This is a genomic window from Silvibacterium bohemicum, assembly GCF_001006305.1.
Taxonomy (GTDB): Bacteria; Acidobacteriota; Terriglobia; order Terriglobales; family Acidobacteriaceae; genus Silvibacterium; species Silvibacterium bohemicum.
In genome coordinates this window covers 74,027-100,958 of record NZ_LBHJ01000002.1, presented here as the reverse complement: position 1 = coordinate 100,958, position 26,932 = coordinate 74,027, and the positions used below count along the sequence as shown (strand labels likewise).

Sequence of the window (26,932 nt, the reverse complement as noted above, 5' to 3'; positions counted from 1 at the left end):
AACCACCGCGAGTATTTTCCGCAACGCTGCAGCCCTTGAGTACCATAGGGCGCAGAGGACGACACCCGCCATCGCGCGGCACCGGACAAACCATGTTGAAAGCGAAAGACAGAATACGAGAACACGCGAGATATCTTCTCGTCGGAGTGTGTATAGCCACTGGAGCGTGCACAGCCGGCCTTGCTCAGACCGGTGCGCATCGGCCCATGACCTTTGATGACATGATGAAGATGCGCCGCCTCGGCGATATCGCCGTCTCTCCCGATGGCCGCTGGGTCATGTATTCCGCCACCGATGTGGATCTGACCAAGAACACGAGAGCCTCGCATCTCTGGATCGTGCCATCTACGGGCGGCGAGTCCCACGCGCTGCTGGCGTGGTCGGCCGGTGAGAGCCGCGGCCGCTTCGCTCCCGATGGAAAGCGCGTTCTCTTCGAGAGCACCCGCGAAGGCGGTCAGCAGATCTGGCTCGCCGACTTCGAGGCGGAGCAAGGTACGCTGGGCAGAGCAAGCAAGCTCACCTCGCTGAGCACCGAAGCCGATGGCGCGACCTGGTCGCCGGACAGCAAGCAGATTCTCTTCGCCTCCTCCGTCTATCCCGACTGCAGCGACGACAGCTGCAATCGAAGCCGCGAGGAAGAGAAGGCGCAATCGAAAGTGAAAGCGCAGGTCTTCACCCATCTGCTCTACCGGCACTGGACTGCCTTTACCGGCGACAAACGCAGCCATCTGTTTTTGATAAGCGCCGACGGTGGAACTCCGCGCGATCTGACTCCGGGCAATGTGCATGACGTGCCGCCCTTCTCGCTCGGCGGTCCCGACGGTTACGCCTTCTCCCCAGACAGCAAAGAGATCGCCTTCGAGGAGAATCTCGATCCCGTTCCGGCCATCAGCACCAACTCCGACATCTTCACGCTGCGTCTCGACGATCCCAATGCGAAACCGGTGAAGATTTCGACCGCTGCGGGTGGCGACCACTCTCCGGCATATTCGCCCGACGGCAAATACCTCGCATGGCGCTCGCAGGCGCGTGGGGGATATGAGAGCGACCGCTTCCGCCTCGTGATTTACGACCGCTCTTCGAAACAGATCAAGGAGCTACTCCCGAATTTCGATCGCTGGATCGATGAGATTGCGTGGGGGCCAGATGCGACGAAGATTTATTTCTCTGCCGGTGATGCGGGACGCGAGCCGGTCTTTTCCGTCAATCTCGATGGAAAAGATTTGGGCGAGCTCACCGAAGAAGGCGAGTACGGCGACTTGCATGTGACACCCGATGGCAAGCGAATCATCGCATCGAAGATGACCGTGCGCACGCCGTCGGAAATTGAGGCTCTCGACACGGAAAAGATTCTGAAGTTCGTCGACACCGTCAACGTGCGTGCCAAATCGGCTCCCGTAGAACCCACCTTCGTCGCGGCCGGGCATAGCATTCTTGCCGGGCAGCCGCTCACGCATCTGAACGATGCCCTCTTGAGCCAGCTCGACCTGCCTAAGATGGAGTCCTTCTGGTTCCCGTCGATCGGCCGCGTCCGCGTGCAGGGTTTCCTCATCAAGCCGCCGAACTTCGATGCGTCGAAGAAATATCCGGTGAAGTTCCTCATTCACGGCGGTCCGGAAGGCGCGTGGGGCGATAGCTGGAGCTATCGCTGGAACGCCGAGCTTCTCGCCGCCAATGGTTATGTCGTCGTCATGATCAATCCGCGCGGCTCGGTTGGCTACGGGCAGGCCTTCGTCGATGGAGTGAATGGCGACTGGGGCGGCAAGCCGTACATCGACCTGATGCGCGGCCTCGACTACGCCGAGATCCACTATCCGTTCATCGACAAGTCGCGTGAGTGCGCGCTCGGCGCGAGCTACGGCGGCTACATGGCTGACTGGATCCTTGGCCACAGCCAGCGCTTCCGCTGCATCGTGACCCACGACGGCATGTTCAATCCCGAGTCGGCATACGGCACCACCGAGGAGCTCTGGTTCAACGAGTGGGAGTTCAAGGGAACGCCGTGGTCCAATCGCGCTCTCTACCGTCGCTGGTCGCCCATGCTGGCGGAGACAAACTTCAAGACGCCGACGCTCGTCGTCCACTCGCAGCTCGACTACCGCCTCGATGTCTCGGAGGGATACCAGCTCTTCACCACGCTGCAGCGCATGGGCGTGCCGTCGAAGATGCTCTACTTCCCCGACGAAGGGCACTGGATAATGAAGCCGCAGAACTCCCAGCTCTGGTACAAGACCGTAAACGACTGGGTCGACCAGTGGACGAAGTAAATGTAATACAAATGCGAATTGGTATTACAATATCCATATGAAGACCGTCGTGCAGGCAAGGCTGGATGAGGATACCCGAAAGGACTTGGACCGGCTGGTTAGGAATCTCGGCCTCAGCGCCTCGGAAATTGTGCGGGAGGGTATTCGTCTGGTGAAGGAACAACATGCTAAGCCCCGACCCAAAAAGATTGTGGGACTGGGCCAATTTGATTCCGGCATCACCGATTTAGGCTCAAACAAGAAGCATCTGGAAGGATATGGGCGTTGACCCCTGTCCTACTGGACGCGGGGGTGATCGTTGCACTCCTCGACCGCAGAGAGAGGTTTCACGCCGAATGCGTCGATGTTGTCACGTCGCTTCAGCAGCCGCTGCTGACATGTGAATCGGTAATCAGCGAGGCGTGCTACCTGCTTCGACGATTGAACGGCACATCGGCGGCGGTACTGGCAAATGTTGAGAATGGAGCTTTTCGCATTGCATTCGATTTGTCCCGGTCTTCAGGAGTGGTCGGCGGCCTGATGCACAAGTACCGCAATGTCCCTGCCTCTCTCGCTGATGTTTGCCTCATCCACATGGCCGACGAATTCAACACCGGCGACATTCTTACCTTGGATAGCGATTTCCTCACCTACCGCTGGCGCAAGAACCGTCCATTCAATATGCTGATCCCCACGAAATAGCATCATGCCCTTCGCGCGCCCAAAAAAGAACGCCGATCCGCTCGACGAACCAGCCCTGCACGAATTTGCCGTCAAGGCGCTCGGGCGGAGGATGCGCACCGTCGCAGAACTCACGCGCCTGATGAAGCAGAAAGTTGAGCGAGAGCCCAGCGGCCAAACCAAGATCGACGCGGTACTCGCGCGCCTCAAGGAGTATGGCTACCTTAACGACGCCGACTACGCCGCCAACTACACCAGAATGCGCCAGGAGAACGCCAGCCTGGGCAAACGCCGCGTGCAGCAGGATCTCGCCGTCAAGGGCGTGCAGTCAGAACTGATCAAAACCACGCTTGAGGCCGCCTACCAGGATGTGAACGAAGAAGCGCTCGCGCGGCGTCACCTGGAACGCAAAGGCGTGAAGCAGCCGGCCAACGACAAAGAGGCAGCGCGCGTGATGCGCATGCTAGTTCGTGCGGGATTTTCAACCGGCGTGATCTTTAAAATCCTGAAAAGCTGGAAGGTCGAAGACGAAGCACTCGCCGCTCTCGAAAACATAGAAGAGACGCATGGCGACGGCGAGTAATCCCCTCTCTCCTATAAACTTGAGTTATGCAATATCGTTCAGGCTCCGACATTCGCGAGACCTTTCTGCGTTTTTTTGAGACGAAGGGGCACCGCCGCGTGCACAGCTCTTCGCTCGTGCCTGCCAATGACCCGACGCTGCTCTTCACCAACGCGGGCATGAACCAGTTCAAGGACGTCTTCCTCGGCCTCGAGCACCGCGACTACTCGCGCGCCACCACCTCGCAGAAATGCGTGCGCGCCGGCGGCAAGCACAACGACCTCGAGAACGTCGGCTTCACCCGCCGCCACCACACCTTCTTCGAAATGCTGGGCAACTTCAGCTTCGGCGACTACTTCAAGCCGGACGCCATCGCCTATGCCTGGGAATTCATAACCTCGGCGTCTTGGCTTTGTATACCTACCGACAAGCTCTACGTCACCATCTTTAAAGGTGAAAATGGCGTCCCTCGTGACGAGGAAGCCTACAACCTGTGGCTCGCTCAGGGCGTGCCCGCCGAGCGCATCCACGAATACGGCAGCAAGGATAACTTCTGGCAGATGGGCGACACCGGCCCCTGCGGGCCTTGTTCTGAAATTTTCTACGACATGGGCATCGAAGCCGCAGAGACGCCCGGAGTCGACAAACCCTTCGGCCAGGACGACGCGCGCTACGTCGAGATATGGAACCTGGTCTTCATGCAGTTCGACCGCGATGCGCAAGGCACGCTGCACCTTTTGCCCAAGCCGTCCATTGATACTGGTGCGGGACTTGAGCGCATGGCCGCCGTGCTGCAGGGTGTTCATTCAAATTTTGAAACAGATTTATTTACACCACTGATTAAGCGGGCTGCGGAGCTGTGCGGCATACGAAATACATATTTTGTCGGCGACGGACAAGGCGCAGCCCCTAGGGCCATACCGCCCGGAGAAGTCGAAAAAATTAATCTAGCTCATCTGATTCAGAACGCCTCTCTGCGTATCATTTCAGACCACGCTCGTGCCGCGACATTTCTAATCTCTGATGGGGTGCTACCTGCGAACGAAGGGCGCGGCTATGTGCTTCGTAAGATCCTGCGGCGGGGGATTCGTCACGGACGTTTGCTGGGACAAGATAAGCCCTTTATGCGGGATATGGTTTACGTTGTCCGCGATGAGATGGAGGGGGCCTTCCCTGAATTGGTCGAGAGCGCCGATAGAGTTGCGAGAGTTATCGAAGCCGAAGAGCGTCAATTTGGACGAGTTATCGAAGCTGGTTCGCAACAATTAGATACAGCGCTATCCGAGGCAGCTTATGGTCACTTTTTCAGAGTTGCATCGCAGTATTCCCAAAATCAACCGGCTCCTCGTCCCAATGCAGCTATCGAAGCATTGGCGCGCCAGTATGCAGGATTCTTTACTCGACGGCAAGAAAAGCTTGGCACTGCTAGTGAATTAGCATGGGCGGGGCTTTTCGACCCAAAAGCCGTAAGGGATCTTGTGCAACTGCTGGATTCCAGTAAACCGGTCCTGTCAGGTACAACTGCCTTCCACCTCTACGAAACATTCGGCCTACCACTCGACTTCATGATGGACGCTGCTCGCGATCAGGGCATCCACTTCGATCTCGAGGGCTTCGAGCAAGCACGCGCCGAAGAGCAGGCACGCGCGCGCGCCTCATGGAAGGGTGGTGCGAAATCGTCCGCCAGCCCCGCTTTCCGCGAGCTGCCGAAGACCGACTTCGAAGGCTACATGCACCTGCGCGTCGATGGAGCCGAGGTTCTCGCCCTTATTAAGGATGGCGTGGGCGTTCCGATAGCCAATCCCGGCGATGCTGTCGACGTTGTCCTCAATCAGACCAGCTTTTATGCCGATTCCGGCGGACAGGTGGGCGATATTGGCTGGCTCTGCTCCGACGATCACAACTCCGTGATTGCTGACGTGAGCGGATGCACCAAGCCGGTGCAGGGTGTCTTCGCCCACAAGTCGATCCTGCGCCAGCCCCTGAAGCTGGGCGATAAAGTCGATGCCGTCGTCGATGCCGATTACCGCAATGCTACGCGCCGCAATCACACGGCCACGCACCTGCTGCACGCCGCGTTGCGCGAGGTTCTGGGCACGCACGTGAAGCAGGCCGGCTCGCTCAACGATCCCAACCGGCTGCGCTTCGACTTCTCGCACTTCACGCAGATCGCCGACGAAGAGCTGCAGGATGTGGAGAACATCATTAATAAGGAAGTGCTCGGCAACACCAAGGTCGAGACCATCGTCGACGTGCCCATCGATGTTGCCGTCAACGAGTATCACGCCATGGCTCTCTTCGGCGAGAAGTACGGCGAAAAGGTACGCGTGGTGAAGATCGGCGATTTCTCGACCGAATTATGCGGCGGCACGCACACCGGCGCGACCGGTGAGATCGGCGTCGTGAAGCTGGTGAGCGAGGGATCGGTTTCGTCCGGTGTGCGCCGCGTCGAGGCCATCACCGGCCTGGGCGCGTTGAACGAATTCCGTCGCGACTTCGAAGTGGCGCAGCTGGCCGCGCAGCTCGCTCCGAGTGTCGAGTCCACGCCCGCCGAAGCTCTGCGTGCGCGCCTCGCTGCGCAGGACGAAGAGTTGAAGAAGCTGCGCCGCGAGCTCGATCAGGCGCGGATGAAATCCGCCTCGAGCTCCCTCTCGGGTGCAGCCGATCAGGCCGTTGAAGTGAAGGGTGTAAAAGTTCTCGCGCAGCGCGTCGATGCTCTCGACCGCGGACAGATGCGCACGCTCGTCGATAATCTGCGCAATAAGCTCGGCTCGGGAGTGGTCGTTCTCGGCTCGGCCGACAGCGAAGGCAAAGTGGCGCTGATCGTCGGCGTCACCAAAGACCTCACGAGCAAGGTGCAGGCCGGCAAGGTGGTGGGACAGATCGCCAAACTCGTCGGCGGCTCCGGTGGAGGCCGTCCTGACATGGCCGAAGCAGGCGGCAAAGATACAGCCCAGCTCGATGCGGCGTTAAAGACTTCGCCGCAGATCGTAGGCGAATTGCTCGCATAAAGATGAGCGAAATCCCATGTCCCAGACGCGGGACATGGGATTTCCGGCGTTCATTCGCGATGAATTCCTTCAGCTGCTCTAAGCGTTGCAGTTGAAATCCCACGGAAGTGACACAACAACAGGTTCCGATCTGGGTTCCACCGATTGATGCTGGTTTTGCGCTGAACTTATAATCGGAGTGTCTCTTGTCTCCTTATGCCGGCTACTTTCCCCTCCGCAGGGCGTATGCGCCTGCTTTCGATAGCCGGCTGCTTCCTTCTTCTGGCTCTCGGTAGCGCCGTCGTTCATGCTGCGCCGCCGCGCGGAGCCCTCGCCCTATTTCCCTACGAAAAAGCGCAGCGCATGCGCGAGGCTCTGGAAGGCCGTCCCGAACACCAGCGCACGCGCCGCGAATATGAGCGCGTGATCGAAGCCTATCGTGTCGTTTATCACGGCGATCCCGCGTCTGCGCGAGCCGACGCTTCAATTGCCGCGGTTGCCGATCTGCTCGCCGAAGAGGGCCGCGTCTTTCAGGATGACAAATCGCTGCGCGATGCCGTCGGCCAGTATGAATTCCTGCGCAAGGAGTATCCCGGCAGCCGCTATCGCTTCAGCGCGCTGCTGACTATCGGCGAAATTTATCTTCGCGATCTCAACGATCGCGAGAGTGCGCGCGCCACCTTCCAGCAGTTCCTCAAGCTCTATCCGCAGAGCCCTCTCGCCAACGAGGCGCGGCTGGAGCTGAGCAACCTGCGTCATCCCAAGCGCAACGCTCCGCAACGCTTTGCGTCCACGATAGACAGCGCCAACCCGCCTACCGAGCCGTCCGTTGCAAAATCCGACGCCGACTCCACTCCTGCAACAGCACGCCGGCGCAACAACGTGCTCACTGCCGCGGTTCAATCGCAGGCAGCGCAAAGTACATCCGGTACGACTGCTTCTGGCCCCGCGAAAAATACGGAACGGGCGAATACCCCGATTGGTCTGCAGGAGAGCGATCTGCCGCCGCCATCGGCGACACCGGCGAAGGCGGCCGACGCAGTTCCCAGCCGCCTGAGTGACGCGGCCTTGAACGCGCCGCCTCCGCCGCGTCGCGGCAAGCTGCCGCTGGTCACCGGCATCCGGCACTGGTCCACTCCGGTGTACACGCGCGTGGCCATCGATCTGCAGGATGAGGTGCAGTACGAAGCGGTGCGCGTGCCCAATCCCGACCGCATTTTCTTCGACCTGCACGGCGCGCGTCTGTCACCGGAGCTGATCGGCAAATCGGTGGAAGTGATCGACGACGGATTCCTGAAGCAGATCCGGACAGCTCAATTCTCGAATGATGTAACGCGCATCGTTCTCGACGTGAGCGACGTCAGTGAATATTCGGCCTTCTTTCTCCCCAATCCTTCGCGCCTCATCATCGATGTGCATGGCCGCAAGTCCCACGCTGCTCCGGTCGAGGTGGCCGCAGCACCGAAAGTGGAGTCCCCGAAGGCAGAAACACCCCAGCCGGCAGCCGCCAAGAAAGAAGACCGAACCTCGCGAACGACTGTGCCGGCCAAGCCAACCATCGGCATCGGACCCGAGCTTGCCGCAGTCGACAATCTCGGCACGCCGCTCGCTGCGCAGCCAGAAATCACTCCGGCGCGCAAGCACGTCGTGAATCTGGCGCCGCCGGATCACTCTGCAGATCATTCCGCTCGAACCGATCCCTCCTTCGGGGTTGTCGGAGATCGGGCTGCAGGAGATCACGCGACGCCGCAAGCCGCACCCACGGCTCTGGCTGATGTAGCAACTCTCGGCAGTCAGCCCAACCGCGTCAAAGCCACCAGGCATCCCACCACCGCGCCGGTCGCGCAGTCGGTCGCCGGAACCACTCCCGCGCCGCAGCCCGAAGACCTTGTAGCCGCGAACACCCCACCGCCCGCTGCACCCAAAACGCGATCGAAACGCAATACAGCCAGCAATGACGCACCTCCCGTAGACCTCAGCGCATCGGAAGTCCATCCCGCGCAGCCAACCGCCGATGGCCAGCGCTCGCTGGTGCGAACCCTCGGACTGAAGATCAATCGCATCGTCGTCGATGCCGGCCACGGCGGCCATGACTCCGGAACCCTAGGGCCAGGCGGCATCGAAGAAAAAGATGTCGTCCTCGACGTGGCCTTACGGCTGGGCGCGTTGCTCAAGCAGAAGCTCGGCGCCGACGTGATCTACACGCGCGATGACGACACCTTTATACCTCTCGAGACGAGAACGGCTATCGCCAACAAGGCGCAGGCCGATCTCTTCATCTCCATTCACGCGAACTCCAGCCCCGATGCCAGCGCGCGCGGCGTCGAGACCTACTACCTGAACTTCACCACCTCGGCCGATGCCCTCGAAGTGGCGGCGCGGGAGAACGCGGTCTCCGACCAGTCCATCCATCAGCTCTCCGACCTCGTGAAGAAGATCGCCTTGCAGGACAAGATCAACGAGTCGCGCGAGTTCGCCTCCGATGTCGAGCAAAGCCTGTACGGCGGATTGGAAGACGGAAATCCCGGCCTCAAAGATCGAGGAATTAAGAAGGCTCCGTTCGTGGTGCTGATCGGCGCAAACATGCCGTCTATCCTGGCGGAGATCTCTTTCCTCACCAATCCCGACGATGCCCACGAGCTGCGCGATTCGAAGTATCGCGAGCGCATTGCGGACTCCATCTACCGCGGCGTCGCGCGCTACGTCGGCAGCCTGAGCGGCGTTCGCATCGCCGATGCCTCGCACGGCACAAATTAATTTCGCCGACAGCTGATCATGACGATGTGTCTGGCTTTGCCGCTGGAGTTTCCTGCTCTCCACGCAGCCATTTCCCGCCGGTGATAGTCTCTCTCTGTAATGGTTTCTTTTGCGCGTTCGGCCGCCGTTTTGTGTCTTGGGCTTTTTGTGGCTGCACCCTTCGCGCGCCCGCAGTCACCGGCTGCGACATTTGCGCCGCTCTTGCCGCCCGCTTTTTCCGGATGGACTGCCGCCGCGTCCCCGCAGACCGGTTCCGACCCGGCCGCTGCTGACGCCGCGAATGCTTCGGTCCTGAAGGAGTACGGCCTGAAGGACTTCGCCACGGCAGAATATGGGCATGGCAGCACCAAGCTGAAGATCAAGGCCATGCACTTTGCCGATGCCACCGGAGCTTACGGGGCTTTCACCTTCTATCGCAAAGCCGAGATGCACCCGGATGATGTTGGCAAGGGTGGCGCAGTCGACAGCCATGAGGCTATCTTCTGGACCGGCACCACGCTCATCGATGCCACCGGAGATCACATCGGCGCAGAGGAGAGAGCCGCGCTGCAGTCGCTCGCCTTCACGCTGCCGCAAAATGCCGGCCCCGAAGGCGTGCCGCCGTCGCTGCCACAATATCTTCCTCAAGAGTTATTGGACAAGGCAACCGTGCACTACGCCATCGGACCGGATGCCTATGCGAAGGCCGGTGGAGTTCTACCCGCCGAGGTCATTGACTTCAGCCGCGACGCCGAGGCCGTCACCGCCCGCTATCAGACTCGCGATGGCAATGGAATCCTGACCGTCCTCGAATATCCCACGCCACAGATTGCCGGCGACCGCCTGAAGGCCATCGATGTCATCCTCAAGGGAACTCTGCCGCCGTCCCTGCAAGGCGGCAACGCCGCTGCGCTGGGCGTGAAGCGCAGCGGGACGCTGGTAGTAATCACCAGCGGTGGTTTCTCCGCTGCGGAGTCGGAGGAGCTGCGCAACGCAGTAAAGTCCCAGGCGACGCTCACCTGGAATCATCCCGAAGGCTATGGCAATCCAGTAGGAAGGGAAGTAAAGAAGACTGCGCGGCTCCTTCTCGGCATTACGTATCTCACCGGCATTCTCGGAGGGGGTGCCTTGCTCCTGGGACTGTTTCTCGGTGGCGGAAGAGCACTGATCCGCGTCCTGCGAGGAAAGCCGCCCTCCACAATGAACGACGACGACTTCATCAGCCTCAAGCTCAGATAGGCAACGACGCCTTCCCGGGTTTTGCATCGGATTTAGTGCAGAATCGAAGGTAAATATAACCAAAAAGGAGAGTTGCCAAAATATTCTACGCTGGTTACGGGAAGAAAAGGCGAAAATTTGGCGAATCATCCCTCATGACGCCATGCCGGTAACAAGCTGAATTCAAAAGAAATATCGGCGGCAGGATTTTGCCTTGACACCCCCTGCCCCCGACCATAGTATTTCGCCAGAAAGTTCTGATGGCTTTGCCTCCGTTGGAACTATTCTCCCTAAAGAAAAGGCTGCCCTGTTGCCGGGCGGCCTTTTCGTTCTTTAATTCCTCTCCTCAGAGCCCCCTCAGGCGTCCTCTGAGCCCCTTCTGAGGCTCGCCGGGGGAGCTAAGCGGCCCACGGAGGGGCGGTTGCTTTACGGCTTGCCACGCGGACGATAAAATCCAAAAAGAAGGCCGACGTAGCTCAGTTGGTAGAGCAGCCGATTCGTAATCGGCAGGTCACCGGTTCAAGTCCGGTCGTCGGCTCCAGAGAATGCGGTTCAACCGTACGGCCCCGTTCGGGGCAGAATCGAGGCCCAATCTCGATTTTCAGTCCGATCAAAATCTGCACCAAATTCGGTACCCATTTATCCACGCAAATTTCATCTTCCGCTCTTGTGCCCGCAGCGGAAGCCCCTGATAATCGCCTCAGAAGTGAGCGACGGTCCTTTTGCGAGTACACAACACTGTGACCCGGTATAGCCGTCAAGATGCTCTGCGCATCCTCCGCATCCAGCCCAAACATCTGCGGGCCTGGGAGCACGCCGGACTGCTTCCCTTCTCCGACAGCTACAGCTTCCAGGATCTGGTCCAGTTGCGGAAATTACGCGACCTGCGCGCCACCCGCCTCTCCGCAGCCAGCATCCGCGCGGGCGTCGACGCCATGCAGGCCGTCTCCGGCATGGCCAATCCGCTGGTCGAGACCGGTGCCGTGCGAAGCGGCTCGCATCTGGCCTTCCGCCATTCGGGTGCCTGGATGGAGCCCATCAGCCGCCAGTTCGTCTTCGATTTCGACGGGAAACGCCGGCTCATCGAGGTGGAAACCAGCCAGTTCACCCCAGCCCAACGGGACGGCCGCATCTCTGCCCTCTTTGTTGAAGCAGTGCGCTGCGAAGAAGCCTCGCGCACCGCTGAGGCGATCAAGCTCTACGAGTCGATCCTTGACCTCGATGCCGGCCACGCGCCGTCCGCCATCAATCTGGGAACCATCTTCTACAACCAGCGCCAGTTCCTCAAATCGGAGCAGCTCTACCGCAGGGCGACCGAGGCCGATCCTGGATACGCTCTGGCCTTCTTCGACCTGGGCAATGTGCTCGACGAATTGCAACGGCTCGACGAGGCGATTGCCGCCTATCGTACCGCCCTCCAGATCGTGCCCAAGTATGCCGACGCCCATTACAACCTGGCTCTGGCCTACGAGCGCAAGAACGAGCGCCGCAAAGCTCTGAAGCACTGGATGGCCTACCTCAAGCTCGATGCTGTCGGACCCTGGGCCAACCACGCCCGTGGGCAGGCAAAGAAGATTCTGGAGCGGGAAAAGTTATCCATTGTCTGGCGCCGGGCGAAATGTTGCACTACAGTTCCTGGCCGCAACGACCGGTGCTGCAAAGCTTAGCCTCCGGCTCGGACGCCACACTCCTGCTTGCTCTCTCGCTGCTCAGTTTGCCGCTTCCCTCCAAGGTGCTAAACTCAACGGTTTTCTACCCTTTGTTTTCACTCGTTGTTTTTACTCGTTGAGGAACCGCATGACGTTGGACGCACTGACACCACCCCTCCCCCTGACCCAATTGAACGAAGAGGAGCAGCTTTTTCGCTCCGCCGTGCACGACTTCGCCCGCCAGAGCATCGGCCCGCTCGTGCGCCAGATGGACGACGAGCAGCAATTTTCTTCCTCGCTCATTGAGGAGCTGTTTTCTTTGGGGCTGATGGGCATCGAAGTTCCCGAGGAGTATGGCGGAGCCGGCGGCACCTTCTTCCAGGCGGTCCTGGCCGTCGAGGAGATCTCGGCTGTCGATCCCTCGGTCGGGGTTCTGGTCGATGTGCAGAATACGCTGTGCGTCAACGCCCTGCTCAAATGGGGAACCGCGGAACAGAAGAAAAATTACCTGTCGCGGCTGGCCGGCGGAATGGTCGCCGCTTACGCGCTGAGCGAAGCCAGCTCCGGCTCGGACGCCTTCGCTCTCCAGACCCGCGCCGTTCGCGAGAGAGACGAGTATGTCCTCAACGGCCGCAAGCTCTGGATCAGCAACTCTCGCGAAGCCGGACTCTTCATCGTCTTCGCCACCCTCGATCCGGCCGCTGGATACAAGGGCATCACCGCCTTCCTCGTCGACCGGGATGCGCCCGGCTTCACGGTGGGTAAGAAGGAAGACAAGCTCGGCATCCGAGCCTCTTCGACCTGCGAGTTGATCTTCGACGACTGCCGCGTTCCGGCTGCGAACCTCCTCGGCGTCGAGGGCAAAGGATACAAGATCGCCATCGAAACGCTGAACGAAGGCCGCATCGGCATCGGGGCGCAGATGCTGGGGCTGGCTCAGGGCGCGTGGAATCACGCGGCAAAGTATGCTTTGGAGCGGAAACAGTTCGGCAAGCCCATCGCCGAGTTTCAGGCGGTGCAATTTTCCATCGCAGAGATGGCGACCGAGATCGAAGCCGCGCGCCTCCTCGTCTACAACGCGGCGCGACTCAAGGATGCCAAGCTGGACTTCGTCCGCGAAGCCGCGATGGCGAAGTATTTTTCGTCGATGGTGGCCGAGCGCGTGGCCAGTCTGGCCGTCGAGATCCACGGCGGCTACGGCTTCGTCAAAGACTATCCGGTCGAGAAGTATTATCGTGACGCCAAGATCGGAAAGATCTACGAGGGAACTTCCAACATGCAGTTGGCGACGATTGCGAAGCTCGTCTTGCGAAACCTGGCCTAGGCGATAACGCGAATCTTCCGATCCGCTAAGCACCCGGACAAACTTGTCATCCCGACCGAAGCGTCGCGAAGTGGAGACACCTGCAGTTTCTTCGCGCCATCACAACTGCAGCGCCCGCCGCTATTTCACTCACCCTCACCCGGCTGCGAGCTTGAATTGGCACCCGGAAGAAAAGCTGGCCCAATTGGTTTGATATGCCCGGGCTCCGATTTTCCCGGCCACTCCCGAACCTTGCCTTTCGTTTCTGTCTCTTTCTTCTTCGTCTCGCTCTCCGGAATCTGGTTTTCGCCCGAAGGATCCGTCGATTCTCCCTGTATGCCTGAAGCTGCGTTCATGTTGTCCATAACTGCTCCTTCTCAACTGCTTTACAACCTGCTCGTCCGGGTAGATGAGATGCCCGGAGGGCTCCGAGATGTCTCCACACATGACCCGATGGCTCCTGGTTTATTCCCTGGCACATGCCGGAGTTTCTCCTCAACCCGAAGAAAGTTCTCACTCTTAGAAAGGTTGCTTGGCCTAACTCCAGTCCCATCATCATTTTTGTTTGGATATACTCGTGCAGATAATTTTGCCGGCATAGACGCAGCACCTCTGGAGTGGCTTGCATCCTAAGTCAGCGAGGGAACGGGTGGCAATAGAGGAGAAACGGAGCCCGCACATGAAAAAACCGATCGTCACCATCGAAAACTGGGCAGTAGTTCGAACTGGTTCCTACCTTGCCTATCAGGAATTGGAGCCGGGGAACATCCTGGTTGGCCGCGTCTTCGGGCACGCCAAGCTGTCCGATGCGAAATCCATCTTTACGTCTCCCATCGTCAGCGTCGATCTCGACAAGCGGCAGGTGGAGACGAAAAATACAATTTATTCTCTCGGCAAGCCAAGTGAAGACTATTGCGACAGCCGGGAATATAAAGAGTGGAACCCGCAGCAGGACACGCAGGAAGTCGCCTGAACTCCACCTGTATCGGGGACAGTGGACGAGACAGAAATTGAATTCATTCCGCGGCCTGAAGCTCCACACGGACCACAACCATTAACTAACCACGGCCGCACCTAATCTTGGCGCCGTAACACCAGAATCGCTAATGCCGCGCCCTGCGGAGTAGTCGAGCGGTCTCGGATGGTCATCGTTCTACCATCTCTGGAAATCGTCACTACATCAAGTTTTGTCTCACCGTGCCCAAGATCGCTCAGGCGAATCAGCGCGTTCTTCTTCCACCGATAGGCATCGGATCCCTCCGTACCGATCAGAGGTTTCATAGAGCCGTCAATTTGCCCTGCCCATGAAAATGTCAGTGTCTGTCCATGGATGGTTGCGTCTGAAGTCCACGCCAACGCCGTGGTGGTGACCTGCGTGAAGGTTAGAGTCCAGGCGTCGAACTGTTCGTAGGGATCAGAACCGAGCGAAGACTTCTTGAGATCAAGCACCCACTTACCGATGAGAATTTCCGGGTGATGCCCATTAAACTGCTCCGCACCCGCTGCCCGAGCGGTTCCCTGAACGGAGAATATCGTGAGCAAGCAGACCGCTGCCCCAATCGCGCATATCTTCAAAGTCTTTATCATCGTCAGCTAGCTGCTCCTCTACAAAATCGGATCCTATGCCGAATTGCCACATTCATCATCGCATCCAGAGTGCCACAACATAAATGACCTCGATTCGCATCAGTTGCAGCAATACGTCATTGTAGCTTTAGAAAATCTCTTCGCATCGTAGACGGCAGGAGCAGCTCTCTGCGGACGGCGAATCCGCTATGGATGTCCCTCACTGGCGAGAGTTCATCACGACTCGTCGATATCTCGACAGAGAATGCGGTGGATATCGCCCCACGACGATGGGCAACGCTCGATTGTTGCGTCCCTCTCGATGTGAGACGACGTTTGTTGTGGCAGGAACCCGCCAGTGGCGGCGAACAGTCATAAATCTGTCACACGAGACTTCATAGATCTTCGCGCCTGAAAGTCTTGTTGCCTACACCTCATGAAGACTTACGCATTCATTACCTCGTCATTCGTTGATGAATCGCTTTTGGCATGTTGCTTGCTATTGGCCTAGCGGACACTTGCTTACTCGATTTTTCTGTAACGCCTTTTCACTCTCCAGCTTTGCAAGCGTCGCTAACCGCAACTGCTTGCTCAATTACCAGTAGTGAGGCCAAAAGTATGTATGACGTGGGGCTGTTGCACCCCTCCAATCGGTCGCAAGAGCATCGCCAGGCCGACGATGATTCCCTCGTGATTGCCGCTCAGTCCGGATGCGAATCGGCATTCGGAGAGTTGTGCCTGCGTAACGCAGGACGTGTCTTCCGATCTATATCGCGAGTAACCAGAGATCACGCCGACGCAGAAGACGCGCTTCAGGATTCGCTGATACGAGCTTTTGTTCACATTCGGCAGTTCAACAGAGCGTCGAGCTTTTCAAGCTGGCTGACTCGAATCGGAATCAATTCCGCGCTCATGGTCCTGCGGAAAAAGCGCAGGAGCGGCGAAACGCCACTTTGTTCTGTAGATAGCGATGAAAACATGAGGCAGCTATTGGATGTTGCCGACCCCGCCGCAAATCCTGAGGAAGATTGCCTCTTCAAGGACAGCAGGCGAATCATGGACTACGCGATTCGCCGGCTGCCCTTGCAACTTCGCATCGTGGCGGAGTTGAGGCTGGTTAGAAACTTTTCCATGCAAGAGATCGCTGCAACCTTGAATATCTCGGTTCCTGCCGCCAAGTCGCGTCTACTTAGGGCAAAGCGTCGAATTGCAAGAACGCTTCAAAGGCACACGACGTCAAAGCACGCAGGAAAGCACATAAGCGATAAAGCTAAGGCCGGATGAGCATCAAGCGAAGAGGGGAGCTTCGGCCAGTTCAATATGAGCGGACGTGCGATTGAAACATCGGCCCTGCTTATCTGGTTGTTTCCGCCTTCGCAGAGCGAGTGAGGTAGTTCATCGGCGCGACCAGAACTGCGCAGATCCCAGCTAGAGCGGCCGCTGCGACATAGTAGGCAGGCCCCACGCGGCTGATATGCGCCACCGATAAGACGATCAGAGGAGTTACCCCTCCGAAGACCGCGTATCCGAGGTTATAGGAGAAAGAAACGCCGCTGAAGCGGACAGCATCAGGAAATACTCGGACCAACATGATGGGAGTAGCAACGGCTCCGCCTGCGCCGATCCCGGTGAGTATGGAAAGCGGCAGAAGCAGTGAAGGCATTTTCCCAGCGGTCATATAAAGGGCGCATGTCGACGCAATCAGCAGCAACAGGGAAAGTACGGTGACGCGCCGAATCCCAAAGCGATCAGTCGCAGCACCGGCCGCGACACTGGCAATGCAAAGCGCCACGGTAGCAGCCAGGTTCGCGATTTGCGTCTGGAGTGGAGCAAGAGCAAATAGCTTTTGCAGAAGAGTCGGAGTCATCAAGACAACCACCACAATGGTGGCTGTCACCATCCAAGTGCCAGCGAGCGAGACCGCGATGGCTTTGCCGTGCGATTGGATAACCGTCCGCAAGGGTAGCTGCCGGGAAAGCCCCGCCCGCCGCTTCATCTCTTCAAAAACAGGCGTCTCCTCGAGCCAGCGTCGCAGCCACATGGCGATGAATCCGAAAGCCCCTCCCGCAAGGAAAGGGATGCGCCAGGCCCCCGCGAGCATCTGCGGCGGCGTGAAAGCGATGCTCATGCCTGTCGCCACCAGGGAGCCGAGCAGGATACCTAAACTCAATCCGGAGGTCAGCAGACCCACTGCAAATCCGACTCTATCGCGTCGCGCGTGCTCTGCGACGAAGACCCATGCGCCTGGCGCCTCGCCGCCGATCGCCGCTCCCTGCAGCACTCGCAGCAGCAGAAGCAGCAACGGAGCCGCGGTTCCAATGGACCGATAAGTCGGTAAGCATCCGATGAGCAAAGTGGGGATGGCCATCATCAACACACTGAGCATGAAGATGCGTTTGCGTCCGTACTTGTCGCCAAAATGCGCCATCACCACGCCGCCCAAAGGACGCGCCAGATAGCCCACAGCAAAGATGCCGAAGGTCTGGGCTTGCCGCACCCAATCCGGTTGGCCGGCAGCGAAGAATAATTTCCCGATCACTGCGGTGAAAAAAACAAAGATGATGAAATCGTAGAATTCCAGCGCTCCGCCAATCGACGCAAGCCCAAGCGTGCGCAGGTCGGTGCCCGTCAAGGAATGAGAGGACCGGATATTGGTGTTTTGCATGAAAGCTTTCTCTTTTTCTTTTGCTCAGAATTTCGGTCGATTCCCATCCGCCCTTGTGTGCACGAATGGTGCTTCTTCAATAGGCGCAGAGCAAGTCTTTCGCTAATGTCTTGGATGAAATTAACCTGCTGTAGCTTCCAGAATCATCATCGGAGTCGCCGTCTTAGGCGGAATGATTTGCGTGGCATGCTGCAGCCGTTTCCTCACAACCGATCGACACGCAGACCCGCTTCATGCGCGATGACGTCATGAAACGCTTCTGCGGCATGCGTGATCCGCAGGCGCAGAGCATCGGGGGAGAGATACAACGGCCGTGATCGATGCAGAAGAGCGGATAACTTCTCTTCTGCCTCAAGCCGCGCCCGGCAGTCTTTACATTTCTCCAGATGAGCAAGAAAGTCTTCCAGGTCGGAGCCGCTGAGCTCTCTGTCCAAATAAAACTGGGTTGCCGCTCTGTAACGATCGCAACCTTTCATCATGTTCCTTTCACTCCAGGTGAATCGCCCTGGCCGCCGCGGTGGAAAGCATCTCCCGAAGCTTCGCACGAGCCCTCGCCAGGCGCGACATCACTGTAACAACTGAATCCTCTAACACGCACGCAATTTCCTGATAGGAAAAATCCTCATATTCCCGCAGAAAGACAATCTCGCGAAGGTCTGACGGCAGCTCATGAAACGCCCATCGCACCTGCTCTGCCTCCACCTTGCTCGCATAAATATCACGGGAGCACATAGAGGGCTCGACAATACAATTGGCGGCTCCATCAACCACCTCAGTCCCAGCCATTTGAGGATCCTTTCGCGGCTCCCTCAACTGGTTAAGCCAGGCACCCCTCAGAATAGTAAAGAGCCAGCCCTTCATATTGCCGCACGGCCACGGCTGCCCCATCACCCGTAGGGCGTGAACATATGTTTTCTCTACTAAGCCCTCTGCTTCTGCAGGATTTCCGGTCAAAACCAACGCGTAGCTGTATAGCCGGTCGAGATACTCGATACTGATCGCTCCGACGCGACCATCTTCGCCGTGGCGCCATGACATATCTATCTACTCCTTATGAAACACTGGATCAGCCGAACTATTCCTCGGGCTGGAGGAATTGTTCCGGTCAGGCTTATGCATAGTTTGAATTACTTTGAAGCCATTGAAGAAATGACCCTGCTCTACTACGGATCGCGGCAAGTTGCTCAGTTGCAGGCACCCTGTACCGGCTCTCCTCTCGAGAGGCTTTTCCATACGGCAGGCTCCGCGCATTGGAAGAAATCAAGCTTGCACCGGCGATACATCGCAGTGAAGATTAAAGAATCGTAATCTAAGAAACTTCGTCAGCTTGTTGCCGCCACGCAAATCAAAATCACAGGTCTGAGCCTAGAAGGCGAGTGAGACCGTCTAGCCGGTCCCACTCCAAAGCTATCGCATCAAATTCCGAAATAAAGTATGACCGAAACAGCGACTATCGCAAGCTATCGAATGCAGGCGGATCCCATTGCGCGATCTAATGCTGCACCTTCTCGTGAATCTGTTTTCAAGTTGCGGGAATCCAGGTATTCCGCCACCGCTTTGGCAACGTCGGACGGACAAGTTTTGGCTGAACGTGCTGCGGCACTCTGCTTCAGTTCTTCAATGAGCTGCTTTTCAATCTCGTCTAACTGTGGACGTATCTCTTTTACTAGATTCGCACCAGCTTGCTCTGGAGCTTGGCCCTGGCGTTGCCATTCAGCCAGAAGAGAATATTGGATAAGCTTGTTGGCCTCTATCTGCGCCTTGAAGAACCGTTCCACCTGAGCGGATTCGAGCCCTGCATTTGTGCCATCTTTCACGGCCTTCTGAATAACCTCGACCTCCCGCGAGGCATCCTCAACGCTGGCGCCGCTGTACCACTTTGCCAGCGCTACCTTCTCCGCGATCTGCAATCTCTGTGCTGAGGTCTGCACCAGTGACCGTATCGAATCCGTTGCAGCACTCGCAGTCTTCATACCCCAAATCAATGTGGCAAAGAGAACTAATACTCCGTCACGCCTCCGCATAAACCTCACTCGGTACATCCATCGACATCTGAACTCCTTCTACTTCATCAAGTCTTTAGACCTTCGCGATAGATGCCGCTCCTAAGTGCAACGGCAGTTGTCGTCATCAAGTGTGACATTTAAAGCAATCGTTCTGCCATAAATCGAGCGCCCTTCAAATTGAACGGCAATAATCGTTAAGACGTTCTTCGCCAATAGAAAACGATAGGGAGAGCTGCGGCAGAGTTAGCTTCGAAACTGACGAAGGGGTGATTGATGTCCGTCACTGACGGTTTCCCGTCGCGAAAATTATCGCGTGCGTGAGACGCAAAAGAGAAGGCGGCTTCTATAGCCGCTGTCGTTCGTTTTTCTGCAGCAACGAGAGAAGGAATAGCTCAGTCTAAAACTCCCGGCATTTCATAGATAAAAATGCCAAGGCATCCTACTTATTCCGGACAACAACAGCGAAAATTTTCTTGAATCCGCTATGGAATATAGCGGCTCATCTGGATGGGCAATGCAAGATTGGTAGCAATGATGGAAGCGGCTCCGAGGCAGATCGCACGCGTCACGGAAATAAAAAGGCTGCCTGAACGGCAAAGCATTCACCACAGAGGGCACGGAGAGCACAGAGGTCTTCGAGTATGCGCTCGAGTCCTTGCCGAAGATGCTCGGGACAAAAACTCTGTGTCCTCCGTGTTCTCTGTGGTGAATACTCTTGAGCGCTGTGCATCGGAGCTTCTTCACGGAAAATCGCCGTCTCGCGAGGTTACCCGGGCAGGGAGATTTGCAAATTGCCCCGGTGATTTTCATGGTGGGCGAGGCGGGAATCGAACCCACAACCCCCGGCTTAGAAGGCCGGTGCTCTATCCGATTGAGCTACTCGCCCGAGTGAGCAGATGGCGTGGAGCGATCGCCATCCTTCTCTATTGTCCTTATTGTAGCCAGAACTGCAAGCTCGAGCACGCGCTCCCAGGCCGGCAATGCTGCGGCCGCATTCCCGCCACAACCCGCAGCATAGAACGTGATTCCATATCCCTCGCGGCCACCCGCTCTCGCCGCGCGTATCACCAGATCGACTCGTCCGTTGTCGAGTGCAATGCCACGCAACTCGGCCACGATCTGTTGGGCCTGACGCTCGTTCCATTCGAACGACTCGAATCTCGCCTTATCGATCTCAATGCAGTCGATGTACGACGCAACGCCACAGACCGCATCGCCCGGCATTGCCGCAAATTCGTACGGATCGATCTCGCCGGCAGCCACATTCCACACATCGCTCTTCGATGTGAATAATCGCGTTCCTTCGCTGTTAAGGGCAACCAGAGCGCGCGCCATCGCCGGATACCGGACCGCTTCCGGAATCGCCTGTACCGCGTCTTCAAACACTTCAGTTGTGCCACGCAGATCGATGAAGCCATCCCACGAGGCATCGATCTCCGGCAGCTCAGAACCTATCTCCGCCGCCCAATCAGCTTCCATGCGTGGGCCTCGGCGCGTGGGCCAGCAGAAATCCAAGCAGCGTCTTCTCCGCCCAATAGCCGTCGTCAGCGATCGCTGGCGACAAAAAAGCGCAGTGTCCTCCATGCTGCGTCTCGGCGAAGTTCACATGCGGATTCTCGACCAGCGCCTGCCGCGTCTCCGGCAGCATGACAATGAAGGGATCGTCGAGCGAATGCACAATCAGCGTAGGAACCCGGAAGTCTTCTGCATATTGCGAACTCGCAACGGTGAAGTAGTAATCGTCAGCGTCTCGGAAATTGCCGTAGCGCGCCACGATATGTTCGTCGAACAGTCGCATGCTGCGAATCTTTTCGATCCCATCGGCAGTATAAATTTTCGGAAAAAGCGCGATTTTGTGTCGCACCCGAGTCAGCATCCTCCGCAGAAAATGCTGCTCATAGATACGGTTTTGCAGCCGGTGCAGCGCCGCGGAAGAAGGCGCGAGATCCATCAGTGGCGACACGCCGGCTATCGCTTTCAGTTGCGGCGGTGGGCTCGAAGCTACTTCTCCCGCATACTTCAGCACCAGGTTTCCACCCATGGAATAACCAAGCAGAGCAATCGCCCGCAGCTCTTGCGTCGCAATCAGCCTGGCCACCACCGCGGCCACGTCTTCAGAGCGCCCGGAGTGGTAAATCGTAGGAGATTCGCGATCAGTGCCGCCGCAGCTGCGCATATTCATGCGCACCACGTTAAAACCCGCTGCCAGCGCCCGCACCGTGTTGCCCAACACGTACTGCGATTGCGACGAACCTTCGAGGCCATGCACAATGACCACCGTCAACCGGTCTCTCCGGACTTCAAGCGGCTGCCAGTGGCAATGGCAGAGCACCTGGGTGGGCCCGTACTCGCCCACCGGACCCTCCACCTCGACCCACAGCGGCTCAGGCTCAGGAAGAGCTGATTTCCGGCTAAGATAATTTCCCGCCAACGTCTGCAGATGTCCGCTGCGAAGAAAACGCCGTGGAACAAAATCGCTGAGCCAAGACTCAGCCGAAAACGAATCTACTTCGGAGGTCGCAGCGTCGATCGCCTTGCCATTCATGCCGTCTGCAGCCTTTCCAAAACGCTCGCCGCGCGTAGCGCACCGGTCGGTTCTTCTTCGTGCTTGAAGTAGGCGAAGACGTCGCCGTCGCCTGCCTGCGAGCGAAGATTTGCTGTTACCTTTTCCAGCTCACGCTTCGCATACTCGGACTTGCGCAGGCGGTAGCAGGAGAATACTGCGGTTCGCACATCGGGCGTGGTCAACTCGTCGCTCTCCGCAACGCAGAGCGCCGCGCCATGCTTCTCCAGCAGCGCATACGTTTCGCCGGCAAACCACGACTCATGGCGAAATTCGAACGCCATCCGGACCTTTGCTCCCAACCCCGCAGCGCGAGCGTCCTTGAGGAAAGCACCAAGCCGCCCAGTATCGGACTTCATGTTGGGAGGAAGCTGGAAAAGAATCGAGCCGAACCGCTTCGCATCGAGAACCGGCGCGATGGAGTGAATAAACGCGTCGAGCGCCTCACCGCAGTTTTTCAGGCGCGACAGATGCGTGATGCGCTGCGGAGCCTTGAAGGAAAATCGAAAGCCGTGGCCCGTTGCGTCCAACCAGCCTTGGATCGTGCTCTCACTCGGCAAGCTGCGAAAGGTGTAATTCACCTCGACGGAGTTGAGCTTCGACGCGTAGTATTCGAGAAATTTCTTCGCAGATAGCTTGGCGGGATAAAAATCCGGCTTCCAGCTGCTGTAGGCCCACCCCGAACAGCCAACGTAAATTCCACCGGCCTTCGTTATGTGCTTTGCTTGTGCAGCCACTGGGTTCTGGTGCCGGAATCCGCGGAAGATGACGTTCGATTGGGGCGGCTAGTGGGGATCGAACCCACGACACCCGGTGCCACAGACCGGTGTTCTGCCACTGAACTATAGCCGCCGTACGCTTCAAGAATTGTAGCATTTACAGCAGGCAAAGGGCATGGCGCGGCCGACCCGCCGAGCGCATCCTAAAGCAGTGAGATAGAAAGTTCGATCATGCCGCACCCAGCCAATCCCGAGATCCTGCCGCCCAAACCCGCTTCCGGATCCGCACCTTTGCGCGACCGCGCCGCCTTCGGCCGGAACCTCTTCGCGGATGAAAATCTCGATCTGCTGGCACATATTCTCGACGACTGGTTTCGCATTCCAGGAACCTCCATTCGCTTCGGCATCGATGGCATCATCGGATTGATTCCAGGCCTCGGCGATATCCTCGCCGGGCTCGCGTCGTGCATCATCGTCGTCGCCGCATGGTTCCGCGGAGTGCCTTATGTTGCGCTGGTGCGCATGGTCGTGAACCTCGCCATCGACGTGCTCATCGGAGCGATTCCGATTCTCGGCGATGCTTTCGACATCGCGTGGAAAGCCAATCGCCGCAACTACGCACTCATGACCAGGCACCTGCGCCAGCCACGCCGCCACACCTGGAAAGATTACGTATTTCTAGGCGCGATTGTGCTGACCCTGGCAGCTATTTTCGCCATCCCCGCGCTGGTCGTTCTATGGATTCTCGCGCGGCTGGTACAGCATCTTTAGAACTTCACAGTTCGGGAGGCTCCATGCGCCTGCGATACAATTTCTCAGGCAGCAAAATTTCCGCCCGGAGATTTGCTGTCCCCGTCGGGGCGTAGCGCAGCCTGGTAGCGCATCTGCTTTGGGAGCAGAGGGCCGGGGGTTCGAATCCCTCCGCCCCGACCATCTAGACCTATTTCCCCTCAATACTTTTGACTGAGTATGGGAGGGGTGATACGAACTTTGCCGTGGGAAGGTCCTATGCAGGCAACGCATCGCGCGCGACAATGTCGCCGCTCCCTGTAAGGTCGCACCAACTGCAGAACATTGGCTCCGAGGTCCAGCATTGCTGGAATTGCTTTAAGAGCGGTTTTCCAAGGTCATTTTCATGCCGTATCGCGCCCTGAGTGAAATGAGGCCCTGCGGTTCTACGACATGATGTGGAGCCAGACGCAGCCGGAAGCGCTGGGCGAGCGTTGCGAGGATGAGTACCATCTCCGTCATCACAAAAGTGGAACCGATACAAACCCGCGGACCAATTCCGAAGGGCAGATACGCGAAGAGGGATCGTTCGCTGCTGCGGTCGGCTGAAAACCGCTCAGGATCAAATCGTTCCGGATGCTTCCACAACCTCCAATGTCTGTGCAGCACCCACGGAACGATGGAGACCGTGGCGCCTTTCGGAATTTTTATGCCGCAAAGCTCGTCATCCTGCAAAGCTCCGCGCCAGGGCAGTGTATGAGTCGGCGGATAGAGCCGAAGCGCCTCTTCCAGAACCATGCGTGTATATCGGAGCTTGGGGATATCCGCGAACTCAGGGGCTCTCCCGTTGAGCAGTTCGTCCAGCTCGGCGTGGAGCCTGGCCTCCTGCGTGGGATGTTGCGACAGCAGATACCACGTCCACATAAGCGCCAATGCGGCGGTTTCGTGTCCCGTCCCAAGAATAGTAATGATCTGATCGTGGATTGCGCGGGTATCTAGCCCACCTCCGGTATTGGGATCTTTCTGCTGTAAAAGCCGCTCAAAGAAAGGATTCTGCGAGGATACCTTTTCCTTCGCGGAACTCTCGATAACGCGGTCAATCGCTGATTCGATCCGCCTGAACACGCGACGGCGCCTGTAGCGGCGGTAGATTTTCCATACCACGTCGAGCATGGGAACAAAGTCGATAGGATCTAAAATCGCCTCTCCTCCCTTGTGCTCCGATACAAGCTGCATTACTTGATCGAGCTCCGCAAAGTTGGAAGGAGACAGGATTCGAGAGATGATCCCCATTGTCAGGTTTGCCATTTCAGTGTGGATATCGACAATTGTGTTCCGGGGAAACGTACTCCATCGAGTAGACATCCTCGAGGCAGCGTCGACAATCACCGGCGAGTGCTCTTTGATAGAGCCATAATCGAAGGAAGATGCCATGGTACGGCGACGCTGGCGCCACTCAGCCTCGTCGGGCCGCGGGAAATTCCGTGCGGAGCCGGTAGTTGTGCCACGCTGTTCGACTAAGCCCTTAACATAATTGCCGGCGTTATCAATCAGCACACGCCTAATAGCATCCGGGTCGCTAACTAGGAAGGTGTGAAGCCGCCAGTACTTTATTTCCACGATCGGTTGCCGAAAGGCATCTTCATGGAAACCCGCCAGAGCATTGTCGTGCATCGTCCTGAGGTATTTGAAAAACGGCAGTGGCTCCCGGGGTGGAACTGGAGCGGAGAGAATCGGCGCCTTCCGCATGCAGCTTGGGTCAATCGTTCTCATAATATTCATCTTTTTCTGTCAATATTCAGATCATCGTGCGCGATAATCTCGGAACGGCGTGCAACACGCTCAGCCCCCGCGAACAAAAATATTGAGGCGAAACCATGCGTTTCTCAGCATTCTGGCGACATAGAACTTCACCAGCAGCTGAAGCACCCAGCAAGCAGCGGGAATAAGATCAAGACACTCTCGAATGCGCATACATCGCCGAACACATGCGATGTGTGTCTTTGCTCGCAACGGTTTCCATCGCTGATGCATAGCGCTTTGAAAGATGACGACTCGATGCCATTGAGAAAACGCCCCGGCACTTCATCGCCAGACCGCACAAGTCCGTGCATGTATGAGAACTGAGGACCGAGACTTTTATTCTTGGTGGAGCGCACAATTTTTCTGAGGGCGGCACAATCACCGCACTCTGCAATTACGGCAACTGGCAATGCCGATGGCAGCACAGTTGGAGGCATCTCCGGCTGGAGTGCCAGAGATCATGCGGTCCGCCTCTGTCAAATTCAGAAGCAGCTGCGTCGTTATTAAAGCTCGCAATACAATCCCTGAATCGATCGCAACCCGGCGTGAATCAAAAGGATTATGATACGGTATGTACCGTATCGTATAAAATGAAAGACTCTAACGAAATCGAGGGAGGAAACGATCATGGGCAAGCTTACGGGAAAAGTCGCACTGGTAACTGGCGCATCGAAGGGCATAGGCGCGGCCATTGCAGAATCGCTTGGCGCGGCGGGTGCTGCCGTCGCGGTGAACTACGCTTCGGATAAGACAGGAGCCGAGCGCGTCGTGGAGAAAATCAAGCAAGCAGGCGGCAAGTCGTTTGCCGTGCAAGGCAGCGTTGCGAAGAACGAAGATGTGGAGCGCATCTTTGCTGAGACCGGAAAGGCTCTGGGCAAGGTGAATGTGCTGGTCAACAATGCCGGCGTGTATAAGTTCGCCGCAATCGAGGCGTTCTCTGACGAGGATTTCGATTGGATGTTCAACACCAACGTTCGCGGCCTGTTGCGCACCACGCAGGAAGCGGTGAAGCACTTTGGCGAGACCGGCGGCAGCATCATCAACATCGGTTCGGTTGTAAGCCATATCCATCCGGCGTACAGCGCAATCTATACGGCAACAAAGGGTGCGGTGGATTCGATCACCGGCGTGTTGGCTCGCGAACTGGGACCTCGCAGCATCCGGGTGAATTCCATCAATCCGGGCTTGGTCATGACGGAAGGCATAAAGACCATCGGGATGCATGAGGGAGAGTTCTACGAAAAGATCAAGGCGGACACTCCGCTTGGTCGCGTTGGCTCGCCGGATGATTATGGCTCGGTGGCTGTGTTCCTCGCTTCAGATGACTCGCACTGGGTGACGGGCGAGGCGCTGAAGGTTGCAGGCGGTAATCGCTAAGGCCTTAGACGAAGGCATTCCAGGGCGGGCAAACATTCGCCTGCCCTGGAATTTTCATGCCGCGGGGAAACGGTTCGAAGGGCATCAGACTAAAAAGCAGATGGCCCCATCCGAATCGC

22 protein-coding genes and 4 tRNA genes are annotated in these 26,932 nt (G+C 57.6%); 15 read left to right on the top strand and 11 right to left on the bottom strand.

Features of this window, described 5'->3' with window-relative positions:
* The first annotated feature begins 206 nt into the window (after positions 1-206).
* From XX99_RS04320 to XX99_RS04265, 11 genes are all read left to right on the top strand, one after another.
* On the top strand, positions 207-2,267 hold the full coding sequence (locus tag XX99_RS04320) for a dipeptidyl-peptidase 5 (RefSeq protein WP_050058169.1): 2,061 nt from the start codon (positions 207-209) through the stop codon (positions 2,265-2,267).
* A gap of 37 nt (positions 2,268-2,304) precedes the next feature.
* On the top strand, positions 2,305-2,535 hold the full coding sequence (locus XX99_RS04315) for a ribbon-helix-helix protein, CopG family (RefSeq protein ID WP_050058168.1): 231 nt from the start codon (positions 2,305-2,307) through the stop codon (positions 2,533-2,535).
* Positions 2,532-2,948: a type II toxin-antitoxin system VapC family toxin gene (locus XX99_RS04310; RefSeq protein WP_184085151.1), complete on the top strand. Its 417-nt coding sequence runs from the start codon at positions 2,532-2,534 to the stop codon at positions 2,946-2,948. The genes XX99_RS04315 and XX99_RS04310 overlap by 4 nt, the downstream gene beginning before the upstream one ends.
* 4 nt (positions 2,949-2,952) lie before the next feature.
* Entirely contained in the window at positions 2,953-3,510 is a 558-nt protein-coding gene (locus XX99_RS04305; RefSeq protein ID WP_050058166.1) for a regulatory protein RecX, read from the top strand.
* A gap of 26 nt (positions 3,511-3,536) precedes the next feature.
* Complete coding sequence (gene alaS, locus XX99_RS04300) at positions 3,537-6,500, top strand: alanine--tRNA ligase (protein WP_050058165.1); 2,964 nt, start codon at positions 3,537-3,539, stop codon at positions 6,498-6,500.
* 225 nt (positions 6,501-6,725) lie between these two features.
* Positions 6,726-9,236, top strand: a complete 2,511-nt coding sequence (locus tag XX99_RS04295) for an N-acetylmuramoyl-L-alanine amidase (RefSeq protein ID WP_184085154.1) — start codon at positions 6,726-6,728, stop codon at positions 9,234-9,236.
* 147 nt (positions 9,237-9,383) lie between these two features.
* Positions 9,384-10,454 (top strand): DUF6599 family protein, encoded by a 1,071-nt coding sequence (locus XX99_RS04290; protein ID WP_184085157.1) that lies wholly within the window; start codon positions 9,384-9,386, stop codon positions 10,452-10,454.
* 444 nt (positions 10,455-10,898) lie between these two features.
* A tRNA-Thr gene (locus tag XX99_RS04285) sits at positions 10,899-10,974 on the top strand.
* Positions 10,975-11,173: 199 nt separating this feature from the next.
* Positions 11,174-12,100 (top strand): tetratricopeptide repeat protein, encoded by a 927-nt coding sequence (locus tag XX99_RS04280; protein ID WP_050058163.1) that lies wholly within the window; start codon positions 11,174-11,176, stop codon positions 12,098-12,100.
* 130 nt (positions 12,101-12,230) lie between these two features.
* Positions 12,231-13,406, top strand: a complete 1,176-nt coding sequence (locus tag XX99_RS04275) for an acyl-CoA dehydrogenase (protein WP_050058162.1) — start codon at positions 12,231-12,233, stop codon at positions 13,404-13,406.
* A 658-nt stretch (positions 13,407-14,064) separates the two neighbouring features.
* Positions 14,065-14,358 (top strand): hypothetical protein, encoded by a 294-nt coding sequence (locus XX99_RS04265; RefSeq protein ID WP_050058160.1) that lies wholly within the window; start codon positions 14,065-14,067, stop codon positions 14,356-14,358.
* A gap of 101 nt (positions 14,359-14,459) precedes the next feature.
* Here the strand turns inward: XX99_RS04265 and XX99_RS04260 are convergent, their stop codons facing one another.
* Entirely contained in the window at positions 14,460-14,972 is a 513-nt protein-coding gene (locus XX99_RS04260) for a hypothetical protein (protein WP_050058159.1), read from the bottom strand.
* Between the two features lie 468 nt (positions 14,973-15,440).
* Here XX99_RS04260 and XX99_RS04255 point away from each other — a divergent pair, with 468 nt between their 5' ends.
* Positions 15,441-16,235 carry an RNA polymerase sigma factor gene (locus XX99_RS04255; protein WP_082125247.1) on the top strand — a complete coding sequence of 265 codons (795 nt, stop codon included), beginning with the start codon at positions 15,441-15,443 and terminating at the stop codon, positions 16,233-16,235.
* 70 nt (positions 16,236-16,305) lie between these two features.
* Here the strand turns inward: XX99_RS04255 and XX99_RS04250 are convergent, their stop codons facing one another.
* The 9 genes from XX99_RS04250 to XX99_RS04205 all read right to left on the bottom strand — a co-directional run bounded on the left by XX99_RS04250 (position 16,306) and on the right by XX99_RS04205 (position 23,037).
* Entirely contained in the window at positions 16,306-17,616 is a 1,311-nt protein-coding gene (locus tag XX99_RS04250; RefSeq protein ID WP_050058157.1) for an MFS transporter, read from the bottom strand.
* A 203-nt stretch (positions 17,617-17,819) separates the two neighbouring features.
* On the bottom strand, positions 17,820-18,095 hold the full coding sequence (locus tag XX99_RS04245; RefSeq protein ID WP_050058156.1) for a zf-HC2 domain-containing protein: 276 nt from the start codon (positions 18,093-18,095) through the stop codon (positions 17,820-17,822).
* A 7-nt stretch (positions 18,096-18,102) separates the two neighbouring features.
* Complete coding sequence (locus tag XX99_RS04240) at positions 18,103-18,654, bottom strand: sigma-70 family RNA polymerase sigma factor (RefSeq protein ID WP_050058155.1); 552 nt, start codon at positions 18,652-18,654, stop codon at positions 18,103-18,105.
* 422 nt (positions 18,655-19,076) lie between these two features.
* Positions 19,077-19,640, bottom strand: coding sequence for a chorismate mutase (locus XX99_RS04230; protein ID WP_260315442.1), 564 nt, complete (start codon positions 19,638-19,640; stop codon positions 19,077-19,079).
* Between the two features lie 791 nt (positions 19,641-20,431).
* Positions 20,432-20,508: transfer RNA gene (locus tag XX99_RS04225), tRNA-Arg, on the bottom strand.
* Entirely contained in the window at positions 20,499-21,101 is a 603-nt protein-coding gene (locus tag XX99_RS26530) for a hypothetical protein (RefSeq protein WP_082125246.1), read from the bottom strand. The genes XX99_RS04225 and XX99_RS26530 overlap by 10 nt, the downstream gene beginning before the upstream one ends.
* A complete protein-coding gene (locus XX99_RS04215) occupies positions 21,091-22,167 on the bottom strand; it encodes a YheT family hydrolase (RefSeq protein WP_050058151.1) in 1,077 nt (358 codons plus the stop codon). The genes XX99_RS26530 and XX99_RS04215 overlap by 11 nt, the downstream gene beginning before the upstream one ends.
* Positions 22,164-22,922, bottom strand: coding sequence for a DUF72 domain-containing protein (locus XX99_RS04210; RefSeq protein ID WP_231581144.1), 759 nt, complete (start codon positions 22,920-22,922; stop codon positions 22,164-22,166). The genes XX99_RS04215 and XX99_RS04210 overlap by 4 nt, the downstream gene beginning before the upstream one ends.
* Before the next feature lie 40 nt (positions 22,923-22,962).
* Positions 22,963-23,037, bottom strand: a tRNA-His gene (locus XX99_RS04205).
* A 98-nt stretch (positions 23,038-23,135) separates the two neighbouring features.
* On the opposite strand from XX99_RS04205, the gene XX99_RS04200 reads away from it, so the two are divergent.
* Together XX99_RS04200 and XX99_RS04195 are read left to right on the top strand one after the other, a co-directional pair.
* Positions 23,136-23,675: a DUF4112 domain-containing protein gene (locus XX99_RS04200; RefSeq protein WP_050058150.1), complete on the top strand. Its 540-nt coding sequence runs from the start codon at positions 23,136-23,138 to the stop codon at positions 23,673-23,675.
* Positions 23,676-23,760: 85 nt separating this feature from the next.
* A tRNA-Pro gene (locus XX99_RS04195) sits at positions 23,761-23,837 on the top strand.
* 174 nt (positions 23,838-24,011) lie between these two features.
* Here XX99_RS04195 and XX99_RS04190 read toward each other — a convergent pair.
* Positions 24,012-25,382, bottom strand: a complete 1,371-nt coding sequence (locus XX99_RS04190) for a cytochrome P450 (RefSeq protein WP_050058149.1) — start codon at positions 25,380-25,382, stop codon at positions 24,012-24,014.
* Between the two features lie 681 nt (positions 25,383-26,063).
* Between XX99_RS04190 and XX99_RS04185 the strand changes: the two genes are divergently transcribed.
* Positions 26,064-26,813 (top strand): SDR family NAD(P)-dependent oxidoreductase, encoded by a 750-nt coding sequence (locus XX99_RS04185; RefSeq protein ID WP_050058148.1) that lies wholly within the window; start codon positions 26,064-26,066, stop codon positions 26,811-26,813.
* Positions 26,814-26,932: the final 119 nt, after the last annotated feature.

What these genes read in the sequence shown, in the direction of transcription:
- XX99_RS04320 (WP_050058169.1), top strand. Translation starts at nt 207, where the DNA reads ATGACCTTTGATGACATGATGAAGATGCGCCGCCTCGGCGATATCGCC.
- XX99_RS04315 (WP_050058168.1), top strand. Translation starts at nt 2,305, where the DNA reads ATGAAGACCGTCGTGCAGGCAAGGCTGGATGAGGATACCCGAAAGGAC.
- XX99_RS04305 (WP_050058166.1), top strand. Translation starts at nt 2,953, where the DNA reads ATGCCCTTCGCGCGCCCAAAAAAGAACGCCGATCCGCTCGACGAACCA.
- alaS (WP_050058165.1), top strand. Translation starts at nt 3,537, where the DNA reads ATGCAATATCGTTCAGGCTCCGACATTCGCGAGACCTTTCTGCGTTTT.
- XX99_RS04295 (WP_184085154.1), top strand. Translation starts at nt 6,726, where the DNA reads ATGCGCCTGCTTTCGATAGCCGGCTGCTTCCTTCTTCTGGCTCTCGGT.
- XX99_RS04275 (WP_050058162.1), top strand. Translation starts at nt 12,231, where the DNA reads ATGACGTTGGACGCACTGACACCACCCCTCCCCCTGACCCAATTGAAC.
- XX99_RS04265 (WP_050058160.1), top strand. Translation starts at nt 14,065, where the DNA reads ATGAAAAAACCGATCGTCACCATCGAAAACTGGGCAGTAGTTCGAACT.
- XX99_RS04260 (WP_050058159.1), bottom strand. Translation starts at nt 14,972, where the DNA reads ATGATAAAGACTTTGAAGATATGCGCGATTGGGGCAGCGGTCTGCTTG.
- XX99_RS04255 (WP_082125247.1), top strand. Translation starts at nt 15,441, where the DNA reads ATGTTGCTTGCTATTGGCCTAGCGGACACTTGCTTACTCGATTTTTCT.
- XX99_RS04250 (WP_050058157.1), bottom strand. Translation starts at nt 17,616, where the DNA reads ATGCAAAACACCAATATCCGGTCCTCTCATTCCTTGACGGGCACCGAC.
- XX99_RS04245 (WP_050058156.1), bottom strand. Translation starts at nt 18,095, where the DNA reads ATGATGAAAGGTTGCGATCGTTACAGAGCGGCAACCCAGTTTTATTTG.
- XX99_RS04240 (WP_050058155.1), bottom strand. Translation starts at nt 18,654, where the DNA reads ATGTCATGGCGCCACGGCGAAGATGGTCGCGTCGGAGCGATCAGTATC.
- XX99_RS04230 (WP_260315442.1), bottom strand. Translation starts at nt 19,640, where the DNA reads ATGCGGAGGCGTGACGGAGTATTAGTTCTCTTTGCCACATTGATTTGG.
- XX99_RS26530 (WP_082125246.1), bottom strand. Translation starts at nt 21,101, where the DNA reads ATGGAAGCTGATTGGGCGGCGGAGATAGGTTCTGAGCTGCCGGAGATC.
- XX99_RS04215 (WP_050058151.1), bottom strand. Translation starts at nt 22,167, where the DNA reads ATGAATGGCAAGGCGATCGACGCTGCGACCTCCGAAGTAGATTCGTTT.
- XX99_RS04200 (WP_050058150.1), top strand. Translation starts at nt 23,136, where the DNA reads ATGCCGCACCCAGCCAATCCCGAGATCCTGCCGCCCAAACCCGCTTCC.
- XX99_RS04190 (WP_050058149.1), bottom strand. Translation starts at nt 25,382, where the DNA reads ATGCGGAAGGCGCCGATTCTCTCCGCTCCAGTTCCACCCCGGGAGCCA.
- XX99_RS04185 (WP_050058148.1), top strand. Translation starts at nt 26,064, where the DNA reads ATGGGCAAGCTTACGGGAAAAGTCGCACTGGTAACTGGCGCATCGAAG.